Source organism: Streptacidiphilus sp. MAP12-20, assembly GCF_041262525.1.
Lineage (GTDB): Bacteria > Actinomycetota > Actinomycetes > Streptomycetales > Streptomycetaceae > Streptacidiphilus.
Genome location: NZ_JBGCCK010000001.1, coordinates 322,051 through 335,642, shown reverse-complemented (window position 1 = coordinate 335,642; position 13,592 = coordinate 322,051). Strand labels below are relative to the sequence as shown.

Below are 13,592 nucleotides of genomic sequence, written 5' to 3'. Positions count from 1 at the left end.
CGTCCGGTGAGGCCGACGTTGGAGGCGCGGGGGCTCAAGGAGAGCCTGCTGCAGTACCTGTCCACGACCTATGCGCTGACCGACGAGGGCGCGCGTGAGGAGCTGCACCGGTTCCTGGGGGACGAGATCTCGGGGATGTTCCGGGGGCCGTTCCTGCGGATAAGGACGCCGTTCACCCGTGCGGACCCGTCCTGGCGGGCATCCCTGGACTGGGCTCCGGAGGGCTTCGCCCCGTACGCGCACCAGGCTGCCGCCTTCGCCCGGCTGTCCTCCTACCGTCATGAACCGCAGCCGACGATGGTCACCACCGGCACCGGCTCCGGCAAGACGGAGTCGTTCCTGCTGCCGATCCTGGACCACTGCCGCCGCGAACGGACTGCCGGGCTGTCCGGGGTCAAGGCAGTGCTGCTGTATCCGATGAATGCGCTGGCGACCGACCAGGCGATCCGGATTAATGACTACCTGACACAAAATCAGGCACTTGCTCGGGTGTCGGCCGGCCTCTACATCGGCGATGTGGCAGCGACCCGCTATGAGCGGGTGGCGACCAGTCGTTCGGAGATGCAGGCCGCGCCGCCCGACATTCTGATCACCAACTACAAGATGCTCGACCTCCTACTACAGCGCCCCGCGGACGCGGAGCTCTGGCGCGGCGAGTCGCTCCGCTACATCGTGGTGGACGAGTTCCACACCTACGACGGCGCGCAGGGCACGGACGTGGCGATGCTGCTGCGCCGGCTAGCGTCCGTCGTCGGAGCCTCGCAGCCAGGGCGTCCATTGGGCTCGATCTGCCCGGTTGCGACCTCGGCGACCCTGGCCTCCGGAACAGACGGCGACGGCACCCGGGACCTCCTGGAGGTCGCCACCCAGGTCTTCGGGACGCCGTTCACCGCCGATGCGGTGATCGGAGAGCGGCGGCAGGAGGTCGCCGAGTTCATCCGCCCCACCGAGCTGGACGGCAGATTGCCGCTCCCCTCCCCTGAGGAGTTGGCTGCGCTGCCGGACCCCGCACGTGGTCCGGCCGAGTTCGCGCAGCTGGTGCAGGCTGTCTGTGGTGAGGACATCATCGACCCGCACGAGCTGGGGGCCAGGCTCAAGCAGCACATTCTCACCCAGGCGGTGATGCAGGCGCTGGCGGACGGGGTGAAGTCCTCGGCCGAGGTGCTGGACGTGATGTGGCGAGCGGGTGCGTACTCCTGGGGGCAGGCGGTAGCGACGCGCCCGGAGCAGGCGGCGAACGCACTGGCGCGCTTCGTCGCCCTGCTGTCGATTGCCCGCGACCCCGACTCCTCGCCGGAGAGGCCGAGGCCCCTGGTGCAGGTGGAGGTGCACCAGTGGGCGCGGGCAGTGTCCCGGCTGCTGCGCGGGGTGCTGCCGTGGCCCAAGGCGGAGTTCCGCTGGGATGCGGCCGACGCCTCGGATGCCACCGGCGTCGACGCCCACCGGGCCGCACCGGTCACCACGGCGACGGCCGGGGCCTCGGCGAACCTCTTCCTGCCGGCGGTGTACTGCCGTGACTGCGGGCGTTCGGGGTGGGCGGTGTTCTCACCCGAGAGCGACGATCTGGATGTGGAGTTCAACGCGACCAAGATCCGTCGGGCCTCGACCAGCCAGGACAAGATCCGGGTACGGAACCTGATCGCGGCCACCGACGAGCAGGCCAAGCAGGTCCGACACGACGCGCCCGCGTCGGCTCGCGTGGACCGGACGAGCAGCGGCCCCGGTGGGGTGCTGATGGTGCTGGACGGCATGCGCGGGCGGCTGCGGCCACCGAACCCGGCTGGCGACTTCGACGCACAGTCCGGTGAGCCGAATCTGCTGGCCCGCGACTCCGCCTTCGTGCTGGTCAATCTGGGCGACACCGCGAACACCGCGGCCAAGGACGACTGGTGCCCGGCGTGCGGGGAGCACAACTCCATCCGCTACCTGGGCACCGGACCGGCCGCACTCGCGGCTGCCTCGATCACCCAGCTCTTCACTGGCGGCGAGCTGGACAAGAAGGCGAACGAGCGCAAGACCCTGATGTTCAGCGACTCGGTACAGGACGCCGCGCACCGGGCCGGATTCGTCGCCAGCCGTTCCTACACCTTCTCGCTGCGCGCACTGCTCGGTGACCGGCTCCAGGTCGAGGCACCGACCGCACTCAACGATCTGATCGCCGACCTGGTGGCCGCCACCACCGACCAGACCACGGGCAAGCCCGACGCAGAGGTCCTGTCGGCCGTCGTCCCACCGGATCTGCACGACCTGCGCGGAGTGGAACGGCTGCTGTCGGGCACCGGGCGTGGCGGGGACCAGCGGACCTGGCGGCTGATCGGGGAGCGACTGGCGTTCCAGACCCTGATGGAGTTCGGATTCCGCGCCCGCCAGGGCCGCACCCTGGAGCTGACCCGAACCGCCGCGGCGCAGGTGCGGATCCCGGACGTGGCCGGGGCGGTCGCGCTGGTGCGAACTGCGCACCTTGAGCCGGGCCACGGTCCGGAGCCGGTGCCGCAGGACGACGAGCGGTACCTGGGCTTCCTGCGGGTGTTCCTGGAACGGCTGCGGTCGCGCGGTGCGATCAAGCACCGCTGGCTGGAGAACTACCTCGACGAGGCGGGCACCAGCCGGTACTACATCTGGGGGAAGCGCCCGGTCGGGATGCCCGCGTTCCCCAAGGGCCTGGCCGCCCCGGTGTTCCTGCTGTCCGCGCCGAAGAACGGCAGCGAGTTCGACGCCGCCACCGGTCGGCTGTCCTGGTACGAGCGCTGGGCGCAGCGCTGCCTGGGCCTGCCCCGGGAGCTGGTGCCGGAGTTCTGGTCGCGGCTGCTGCCGCAGCTGCACGCGGCCGGCCTGCTGTCGATGCGGGTCGCGAAGGACGGCTCGTCCCGGATCTACGGCTTGCAGCCCGGGGGCATCGAGGCGTGGCTGCTGGACGACGAGCAGGTGAATGCCGCGTTCGTGCGCTGCCCGGTGTGCTTCTGGGAGCAGACGGTGCATCCCTCGCTGCTCGACCAGTGGCACGGCCAGCCGTGCCCGTCCTACCGCTGCACCAAGGGCCGACTGGTCGCTGGGGATCATCCCGAGGAGCTGGGGGTGCACCGGCGCGACCGTGACTACCGGCAGGACTACTACCGGCGCCTGTACCAGGAGTCGGGCACGTACCAGGTGGTGACAGCAGAGCACACCGGGATGCTGACCCGCCCGGAGCGGGAGAAGGTCGAGACGGCGTTCCGCGACGGGCACGGCTTCAATGACCCGAATGTCCTGGCCTGCACGCCAACGCTGGAGCTGGGCATCGACATCGGCGACCTGTCCGCCGTGGTCCTGGCCTCGCTGCCGCGCACCCCGGCGAACTATGCGCAGCGGGTGGGCCGGGCCGGTCGTCGTACCGGGAATGCGTTCCTGCTGACGATCCCCGAGCGGCGGCGCAGGGACCAGTACTTCCTGGAGCAGCCCAAGGAGATGATCGCCGGGAGGATCGTGCCGCCGGGGTGCCATCTGTCAGCGGTGGAGATCCTGCGCCGCCAGTACCTGGCGCACCTCCTCGACCTGGCGGCGGCCGGTCGGCTGCTGCGCGCAGACGGCACAGCCCTGTCGGCGCTCCCGGCGAAGGTGGCCGGGCTGTTCGGTCCGTCCGGGTACCTGGGCGACCTGCTGGAGCTGGTGATCGAACAGGCCGATGCCCTGGTCGGCGGGTTCCTCGGACTGTTCCCGACCGATGTCAGCGAGCAGGCGGCCGCTGAGCTGGCCCTCTACGCGTCGCGCGGGCTGCGCAGCGCGGTGGAGGAAGCCGAGCGCGACTGGCAGCAGCGGCTGGAGGTACTGCGCGAGCGGCTCGCGGCGATCGACGCAGCCACGAGCGTGCTGCTGGACGCCGACCCGGAGGAGGCACGGCAGAAGGCCGAACTGGAGGCAGAACGGCGCGGCACCAGCTACACGATCATGCGGCTGGGTGAGACCACCGCCCAGCAGGCCCTCTGCGACCTGGGCCTGCTGCCCAACTACGCACTGGTGGACACCCGCACCCAGCTCGACGCCACCATCTACTGGCAAGAGCGGGAGGAGGAAGCCGCCGCGGGCAAGGCTGTGTACAAAGCGCGGCTTCGCAGCTACGAGCGCCCGCGCCGCTATGCGATCTCCGAGCTGGCGCCGGGCAACACCTTCTACGTCAACGGCTATCGGCACGAGATCACCGGCATGGACATCGGCACCACCGCACGCCGCTCCTGGCAGCTGTGGCGGGTCTGTCCGGGCTGCGGGTACGTGCGCACCGAGGACGCCACGGACAACCGCTCACCGTGCCCGCGCTGCTCCAGCCAGGCGATCGCGGACGACGGCTCGTGCCTGCACCGGGTCATCCAGCCGTCACTGGTGACGGCGCGCGACAAGCGCGAAGACGCGAAGATCCGCGACGACCGCGACGAGCGCGACCCGCGGTTCTACGAAGTCGTCCACGCGGTGGACATCCCCGCCGAGGACATCGTGCCAGGCTCGTGGCGGCACGCCACTCAGACCTTCGGCATCGACTTCACCCGCCACGCCCGGATCCGGACGGTGAACCTGGGTCCGGCCCGCTTCGACATCCCGGCCACCGACGACTTCGCCGGTCACATCGTGCGGCTCAACCCGTTCCATGTGTGCACCGGCTGCGGCGCGGCGACCGCGGACGGCAGGCCGGTCTTCGACCACGACACCGACCAGCTCAGCGCCTCGGCCGCACGCGACCCCCGACTGAAGCACCACCGTCCCTGGTGCCCGCTGCGGCGCGGGCAACGCGAGGGAGTGGACCACGTCGCGGTGCTGCTCGCGCACGAGCTGCACACCGAGGCACTTCGGGTCCTGCTGCCGGCCGCGACCGTGCTGGTGGAGGAGAAGGTGCACTCGTTCCGGGCCGCGTTGCGGCTGGGCGTGGACCGGCACTTCGGCGGCGACCCCCAGCACCTGGACACCACCCTCGCCTCAATGCCCGACGGCACGACCGGGGAGCGGCGCTGGTTCCTGGTGCTCTTCGACGCACTGCCCGGCGGCACCGGATATCTGCACCGGCTCACCGACCCGGCCGCGTTCCGGGCAACCCTGGCAGCAGCCCGCACCGCCCTGCTGACCTGCACCTGTGTCGGCGAGGGCCGCAGCGCCTGCCACCGCTGCCTGTACCGCTACACCCCCGAACGGCACCAGGACGACGTCTCACGGTCCGAGGCTCTGGAACTGATCGGTTCGCTGCTCGGGCCGGTCGATGAGACCGGAGCCGAGCAGGAGGACCGGTGGCAGACCGTCCCTGTGGCCACGACCGGCGCCATCGGGCTGGACAAGCAGGTCGAGTCCGACCTGGAGGCCCGCTTCCTGGCGGCGCTGCGACAGTGGGCCGGCGCAAGCACCGACGCCTCGCTGGAAGAGGACGGCCGGGCGAGCGGGCACCTTCGCATTGCGGCCGGGGGCTCGCCGGTGGACTGGCGGCTGACAGCGCAGCAGCAGTTGCAGGGCACCCGCACCGACTTCACCTTCACCCGTACCGACGGCCCGCGCCAGAGCGTCAAGGTCTACCTGGACGGGCACCGCTGGCACGCCAGCACCGCCCACAACAACCTGGCCGCTGATGCCGCCAAGCGCACCCGGCTGCGCGCTGAGGGCCAGACCGTGTTCCAGCTCACCTGGCAGGACCTGGACCTGTTCGAGGACCGCGGCCGTCGCGCCGAACCGGTCTGGCCACCGTACCCGCCCAGCGCCCAGGAGCAGGCCAAGCAGGCGTACGAGCAGTACGGCGGCAATCGCGCCCTGTTCAGCGAGGCAGTGTTCGCCAACCCCGTCGACACACTGCTGGCCTTTCTGCGCGACCCCGACGCACAGAGCTGGGGCCGCCGCGCCCGCGCACTGGTCAGCGGCCTGATGGCCGACCCGGGAACGGTGGCGCTGGCCAGGACCAGTCGACGCTCCGAGCTGCTGCACGCCCTCGGCGAGGGGCTGGCGGAATGTGCGGGGCAGGCCCGCTCCAAGGCCGCAGTCGCGGCGGAACTTGCAGTGGACACCGGTGCGAGGCTCGGTGAGGTGCATCTCTTCCGTGCTACCGACCTGCGCGCTCTGCCGCTCCTGCTCGCCTTGGACGCGGGCAACCCCGAGCAACTGCTGTGGACTGCGCTGGCAGTTGTGGACGACGGTACGAGCGCTCCGCTGGACAGCGAGGAGGGCAAGCTGCGCTGGCGGTCCTGGCTGTACTGGTCGAACCTGCTGCAGTTCCTCTCCCACGACGGCGGGGACGGCGTGCAACTCGCCGCCAGTCAAGTCCCCGACTACCCGGTCGAGGTCCTGGCGGTATGCGGCGGGGTCGGCGAACTCGGATCCCTCCGCGGCGTCTCCGCCCCGGCCCAGGTCACTCCCGTGGCCACTCCTACGGCAGAGCCCGTCACAGTGGACGCGTCCTCGATCGAGAAGGCTCTGGTCGCACTGCTCCGCGACCCCGTCTGGGACACCGAGATCCTGCCGTTGCTCGACGAGGAGGACGAGGCTGATCTCGCCGCCCTGGCTGCTGCCTGTGCGAAGCACGGCAAGACCGCACCGGTCTTCGGCTACGAACTAGGCAGCAGCGGCTGGCAGGCCGACTTCGCCTGGGAGGATCCGAACGTGCTGGTCGCAGTCGTGCCCGCGGCGCATGTCGAGGACGACGAAGGCGACCAGGAGGCCGCCCGTCGCGACGCCGCCTACGAAGACCAGGGCTGGACGGTGCGCACCGCTACCGGCTGGCTGGACCATCTCGACAGCCTCCTCGCCCTGCTGCCTGATGTCCCTGGAAGCGCTGCAGCATCACCTGACGAAGTGAAAGGTTCCACGCGATGACCGCCCGGCTGAGCCTCTACCAAAAGGCCGAACAGGAGCTCTACAAGCTCGACCGCTCAGTCAAGGCGAAGTTCTACGACTTCAGTCACCGCTTCCGCGAGAACCCCTGGCAAAACGGCCTGAAACTCCAGGCGCTCAAGGGCAACGCCCAGGTCTTCTCAGCACGCATCGACCTGTCCTACCGCGCCCTGCTCACCCGCACCGGCACCGATGCCAACGGCGAGGAGAGCTGGCTGGTCATCGCAGTCCGTCACCGCCGCGACGTCTACGAGCAGCAGTCGGTGGCGATCAACCGGGTCACCGGTGAGATCGAGTTCGTCGACCTGTCCGTCGTCGGCGAGAGCACCTTGCGCCGCGCCGGCATCAGCCTTACCCCAGCTGAGCCCGAGACCGAGCCTGCGGCCGATGCCGAGCCTCTACCGCCCGCTGCTCCGGCCTCCGTCGTACCGGAACCAGAGCCCGCCCTCGCCCCAGAGCCCGAATCCGTCTCGGTGCCACTGCTGGCAGCCTATGACGCTACCCAACTGCGGGACCTCGGCGTCGCAGAGCCGCTGATCGACGTCGCCCTCACCTTGACGGACAGCGTCGAACTCGATCAGCTCGTCGTCGGCGCACCCCTGCTGTCAAAGGACGTGCTGTACGGACTCGCGGCCGGGATGCCGCTCCACGAAGTCCGTGCCGAGATCACTGACAAGGTCGCTGCCCCGACCCCGGTCGACACCGAGGACTTCACCGCAGCCCTGGCCCGCACCACCGTCACCACCGTCGACGACGCCCTGCAGAAGGTCCTGGAGGAGGGCGACTTCCGCGCCTGGAAGGTGTTCCTGCACCCGACCCAGGCACGCCTGGTCGACCACGACTACAGCGGTCCCGCCCGTGTCTCCGGCGGTCCGGGCACCGGCAAGACCATCGTCGCCCTGCACCGAGTCCGCTACCTCGCCGAGAGGCTCCCGCCGGGGCAGAACAAGCCGATCCTGCTGACCACCTTCACCAAGAACCTCACCACCGACCTGCGCGCCCGCCTCGCCTCACTGGTCGAACCCGAGTTGCTGGCCCGCGTCGAGATTGTCCACATTGACCAGCTCGCTGCCCGTGTACTGGGCGAGAACTCCGCACCGGGACGTGGCAAGAACCGCGTGGACGACCGCGTCGCCGTGGCCGAACTGCGCACACAGCTGCTCGAACTGGGTGAGGAGCAGAGCTGGGAACCCGAATTCCTCAAAGAGGAGTGGGAGCAGGTCATCCTCGGCCAGTCCATCCCCACCCGGGCCGCCTACTTCCAGGCCCGACGGGCCGGACGCGGGCGCCCGCTGACCCGACCCGAGCGCAACCAAGTCTGGAAACTCCTGGACCAGTTCACCGCCCGCCTGGACAAACTCGGCATCGAGACCTGGGGACAGGCCGCCGAACGCGCCGCCCGCTACGAGATCGACCGCGCCGCCCGCATCCAGGCCCGCAAGGAGTACAAGGAAGAGGTCGGCGGACGCGAGCTGATCCACCGGGACGCGGACTCCGGCATGCGCTACCTGGCACACCGGTACCAGCACATCGTCGTCGACGAAGCACAGGACCTACGGCCCGCCCACTGGAAAATGCTGCGCGCCATGGTGCCACCGGGCCCCAATGACCTGTTCATCGCCGGTGACACCCACCAGCGCATCTACGACAACCAGGTCTCCCTCGGCGCAGTCGGCATCAACATCCGCGGACGCGCCTCCCGGCTGACCCTCAGCTACCGCACCACCAAGGAGATCCTCGCCAAGGCCCTGACCGTCATGTCGGGCGAGACCTTCGACGACCTAGACGACGGCACCGACACCCTCGCCGGGTACCGCTCCGTGCTGCACGGGCCTGCCCCGGACCTCCTGCCTCACGTCACCTGGGCCGAGGAGCTCGCGGGTCTGGCCGGCACCCTGCTCGCCTGGCACCAAGAGCTGTCCACCGACGACAAGGGCAACCCTCGCGATCCGCGCGGGCTCATCGCCGTCGCCGTACCAGACCGCGACAAGGTCAGCGAGGTCATGTACTACCTCGCCACCAAGGCCGGACTCAGCTACGCCGAACTGACGAAGGACGGCCCCCGCGGCGACGGCGACATCCATGTCGGCACCATGCACCGCTTCAAGGGTCTTGAGTACCAGAAGCTGGCCATCGTTGCCGCCAGCGACGGCATCCTGCCCCGCACCGCCGTGATCGACCGCTACCGCAACGACGACCCCGCCCGCTATCAGCGCGAACTGCGCAAATCCCGCGCCCTGCTCTTCGTCGCCACCACCCGCGCCCGCGACGCCCTGGCCATCTCCTGGCACGGCAAGCCCAGCCCCTTCCTCCCGCGCTGATACCACCGGCATGGCCGCGGTGCCTTCCGCGGGGCCCATCCCGATCGTCATCCGTCCAAATCGACCACCCGGGGGAACCTTGATTCGGCCGGCAGTACTGCAGGGCTACCTGCTCGAAGAAGCCCTGGCGTGGCTGCTGCGCAACAGCGGCTACCGCATCTTCAGCAGCCCGGCGGAGGATCCCGACGAACTGACCACCGGACGCGACGGGTCCCTGTGCGTGCGCGGACGCGGTGCCCGCCACCAAGTCGACGTCCTGGGCGAGTTCACCTTCACCCCAGCCTTCTCGCTACCGGTGCGGATGTTCCTGGAGTCCAAGTTCACCACTGGCAAGGTCGGGCTGATGACAGTCCGCAACGCCCACGGCGTCATCCACGATGTGAACCAGAACTTCACCCTGACCACGCCCAGTCGACGTCGATCCGCTGACGCCCCCATCCACCGCGGACGTCCACGGCGACGATTCCAGTACGTCTACGCGCTCTTCTCCGCCAATGGATTCACGTCCGACGCGCAGCGCTACGCCTTGGCGCACCAGATCTCCCTCGTCGACCTCTCCGGCCCCTCCTTCCTCTGGCTGCGCAAGACCGTTCGTGAGGCAGCAGCCGAGATCGCGAAGACCCAGTCCACCGAACCGGTGCACACCGCCGGCATCCGCGCCCTACTGCGAGTCCTGCTGGGCACTGCGGACGCCCCGGACGACGACCTCACGCTTTCTCCCGACGTCCGGGCCATGGTGACCCAGTTCGCTCAGTCCCTGACGACGAACAGCCGGGCCGAACTGCTCCTCGGCTTCCCCGCCGCGCCCTTCATCCTCCCCTTGGCCACGAGCGACGCTGACAGGTTCCTGGCCTTCGCCACCACCGAGCCGACCCACCGGATCCGTCTACGCCGCACCGGCCACCACCGGACCGCGGAATGGTCCGCCTCCCCTTGGGACGCCGACGAGGCAGAGGCCTACGAGTTGACGTTCAAGCTCCCTCGTCATGTCGAGGACTGGATCAGCGACATCGAGGACGACGAGCGGCAACGCACACTACGCGTCAAGCAGCAGTTCCTCCCCGAGATCACGATCTACCGCACACGCCCCGCCGGCGGCGTCGACACCTATCAACTGCTCTACGACCCCGCTCCGCTCCGCGGCGAGTAGCAACTGCCGCACGAGGAAATATTCGGTAGATGCCCAGACGCTGGTGAGTTACGGAGTCCCGTTGCGCGAGGTACCAGCCCACGGATTACCAGCGTCTTGCTGATGCATCGTGTCAGAATCCACTCAACATCGAGCCTTATCAGCGTCCGCAGCAATCACATCCGCCCCAAACGCTCTCTGCCCGAGTCTTCAAGCGCTCAAGCAGGCCATGCCTACGGCAGCCATGTCACCATCCCCCTGAGGATCGTGCGATGGTGCGGAATATCGGGACGGTGACGCGATGGCCAAGCTCACGGAGGAACAACGTCTACAGCGCGCTGCGAAGCGCGCCTTGCGAGCAGCGCTTGACGCTGAGGCGGAAGATCAGCGGAAGCGAGAGCGGAGGGACCTTTGGCAGCGTGAGGGCATGTGCCTCAGCTGGGAGGAGTACGTGGCGGGCGAGCCCTGCCGCGGATGTGGGGAGCCGGTATCGGACGGGCTGGGCAACTGGTGGCCGACCCTAAAACTGTCCGAGCCCGAGCGGCTGGAGTACGAAGAAGCCCAACGAGCATTCCGGGAAAGACACTCGGAGTGCAATTCCGCCCAGTGGGGTATCGACGGGTCTCGCGTGGCCCATTGCTGCTTCTGCTGTCCACCGCCGCCGATAGGCCCTCGGCAGCTCGAACGGCTTTCTGCCCTGGCCGCCTCCTGGCCGTCAGCCGAGGAGCGTAAGAAGGACCTCGACACGTGGGATATGACTCTGCGGTGTAACCACGTAGTCCCCTTCATTCAGCACCGCGAGCACACCTACGTCTCCACAAGGGTCCTCGACTGCCCGGAGTGCGGGGAACGCCGTGGGGTCCTGAGTTCGGAGCGCATTGGACCCGCGTACAACGAGGACGGGCTCGAGCGCGAACGTGCTGCAGCCGAGCATGAGCGCCTCAAAAGTGAGCTGGCACTCGCCGAGGCCAAGCTGACTCGCCAACAGAAGTCGGCTGGCGCGGCTCAGAGCCGCATCGACGAGCTCCGGCGGCAACTCTCGGGCGGGCCCTGACCGTTACACCCGCTGCCCGAAGGTGCTCGACGTCGGGAGTTCAAACGGATGCCGAGGCATATGAGGGATAGTCCGGCCCGTATCACGTAGTTCAGCTCCACTCGGTCACCTTTGCCGACGTCGTCCATTGCCGTCACGCGCCTCGTACGGTGCGGCATGTGAAGTTCTCCCTGGCCCCCACCCCGATCCAGGCCGACCTACTTCAGTGGATCGCCGCCAACCCCGGCGCCCAGATCGAATCCCAGAAGTCCAACACGCTGTGGGCGCTGGAGCAGCGCAGGCTGGTCAAACGCTCGATGCCAATCCTGGAGAACGGCACCCAAGCTCAGACAGCCGTCCTCACTGACCAGGGCAAGTACTACCTCAAGCACGGGCGGCACCCCGAAGAGGTCGAGCAAGAGGCCCAACGTGCCGCCCGTGACCCTGAGACGGCCAAGACCGCTCCCACCGATGGAGCCGATCTGATTCGTCGGCTCACTGCCGCCGGCGGAACACTGACCGTCCACGACCCGGGGGTCGTGACGCGAGGTAGGTGGACAAAGGCGTTCTACGAGGCGGTTAACCGCAATGACGTGCCGACGGGGCACAAACTGCGCCTGGCCGGTCGGGAGCGAGGGGACCTCAAGCTGAGGCTGGTCGATCTGGAACAGGAAGCGCCACCACCGCCTCCTCCCGCCGTCGACGTGCCCACCGAGCTCACCCGACCGCATCCGCTGATCTCGGCCACCCGGAAGGCGCTGGGACGTTCGCGGACCGGGGTAGCCGACACTCGGGGGCATCAAGGCGTGGTCCCGATCTACGTCTCCCGCCCGCTCGTCGACCGGGCGCTGCGGATCATGCAGGGCCTGCTCACTGCGGCCGAACAGCGGGGCTATGACGTGGACGCCCGCATGAGGCCAGCTCTCCGGGCACGAGACGAGCCTATGGCCGAACTCGTGATCACCATCAAGGGCCACTCCTTCCCCTTGGAGATCTGCGAGCGCACCTCCAAGCAACCGCACGAGCCGACACCCCGCGAGCTGCGCGACGCGGAACGACAGCCCACTTGGATGCGCCACCGCATCCCAAAGTACGACAACGTGCTCGATGGACGGCTCATGATCGATGCGCCAGGCCATAACGGCTCCCACGGGTACCGCCAATATGATTGCTCGGACGGGGCGCGTTGGACCCTGGAATCGCGCCTGGGCCACCTCCTGGCGGCGATCGAGGCGCGTGCCGACCTGGCCGAAGAGCAGCGCATCAAGGCCGCACGGGCGGAGGAGGACCGCAAGCAGCGCTGGTATGAGGTCATCGACCAGGCTCACCAGAAGCTGATCCACGACCACAGGCTGAAGGCGTTGGAGCAGCAGCTGGATGATTGGCGTACGGCGTCCGAGATCCGCACTCTCAGCGAAGCGGTGCGTGAACGGTCGGACGGAGCAATCAGCGACGCGACCGCCGAGTGGCTTCGCTGGGCGGCTGCACACGCTGACTCCATTGATCCGATCCGCAACGGAGTGGCACTGCCGCCGGATCCGCGACCCAGTCGTCAAAATCTTGAGCCATACATCGGCACGCAGGGTACCTACGACTACCCTTGGCCTTTCAAGAGCCAGTGATCCGGGAGACGCTGGCACTGGCAGCCGTCCTGGATCTCGTCGACGGCTTCGAGGGACAGAACAAGTCGGGATCCTAGTCTCATCTGTAGTCTCATCCGCCGTGGTTCAGGTCGGTCCACCTACGGCCTCGACGCCGACCTGAGCGCCCCTGACCTGCGGTAATGAACTAACGCGAACAGATGTGGATCATGGTGAACCACCCATGGAACCGACGTGCAAACCTCGAAAGCGTGTGTGGGGGCAACTTCACCGTGGGTTCGAATCCCACCGCTACCGCTCTGAGCAGGACAAACGCCGAGGGCCCGTCAGTGATCTGACGGGCCCTCGGCGTTTTGGTCCCGGGTGGTCTCTGGCCGCCGGGCCCTCAGCCGTACAGTTCCGCGAGGCCGAGGAGGAGCACCTCGCCCCGGTCGGCAGTCGATCTCGATCTACTGTCGAGCCGCCGGGTCGGTGACAACACCGCCGCCGACGTGGCCCCACACGCCGCCCGGCAGCACGTCCGGGGAGCCGAGCAGATATTCGCGGCAGGGCGCCTCGAAGTGCGGACCGGCCACCTGGGCCGCGAAGCGCTCCGCCGACTGCAACCAGACCTGGGCCGCCTGCCCGCTCTCAAGACGAGGCCGGGCCGGGCGCATCAAGTTGATCCCCGGTCCCGC

5 protein-coding genes are annotated in these 13,592 nt (G+C 68.5%); 4 read left to right on the top strand and 1 reads right to left on the bottom strand.

The window, feature by feature from the left end; translation table 11 throughout:
- The first annotated feature begins 6 nt into the window (after window positions 1-6).
- The 4 genes from ABIA32_RS01480 (at window position 7) to ABIA32_RS01465 (ending at window position 12,936) form a co-directional block, all read left to right on the top strand.
- On the top strand, window positions 7-6,813 hold the full coding sequence (locus tag ABIA32_RS01480) for a DEAD/DEAH box helicase (RefSeq protein ID WP_370091812.1): 6,807 nt from the start codon (window positions 7-9) through the stop codon (window positions 6,811-6,813).
- Complete coding sequence (locus ABIA32_RS01475) at window positions 6,810-9,152, top strand: UvrD-helicase domain-containing protein (RefSeq protein ID WP_370091810.1); 2,343 nt, start codon at window positions 6,810-6,812, stop codon at window positions 9,150-9,152. Before ABIA32_RS01480 ends, ABIA32_RS01475 begins: the two co-directional genes overlap by 4 nt.
- A 79-nt stretch (window positions 9,153-9,231) precedes the next feature.
- Window positions 9,232-10,302: a hypothetical protein gene (locus ABIA32_RS01470; RefSeq protein ID WP_370091809.1), complete on the top strand. Its 1,071-nt coding sequence runs from the start codon at window positions 9,232-9,234 to the stop codon at window positions 10,300-10,302.
- Window positions 10,303-11,493: 1,191 nt separating this feature from the next.
- A complete protein-coding gene (locus ABIA32_RS01465; protein WP_370091808.1) occupies window positions 11,494-12,936 on the top strand; it encodes a hypothetical protein in 1,443 nt (480 codons plus the stop codon).
- Window positions 12,937-13,364: 428 nt separating this feature from the next.
- Here ABIA32_RS01465 and ABIA32_RS01460 read toward each other — a convergent pair whose 3' ends face one another.
- Complete coding sequence (locus ABIA32_RS01460) at window positions 13,365-13,571, bottom strand: hypothetical protein (RefSeq protein WP_370091807.1); 207 nt, start codon at window positions 13,569-13,571, stop codon at window positions 13,365-13,367.
- Window positions 13,572-13,592: the final 21 nt, after the last annotated feature.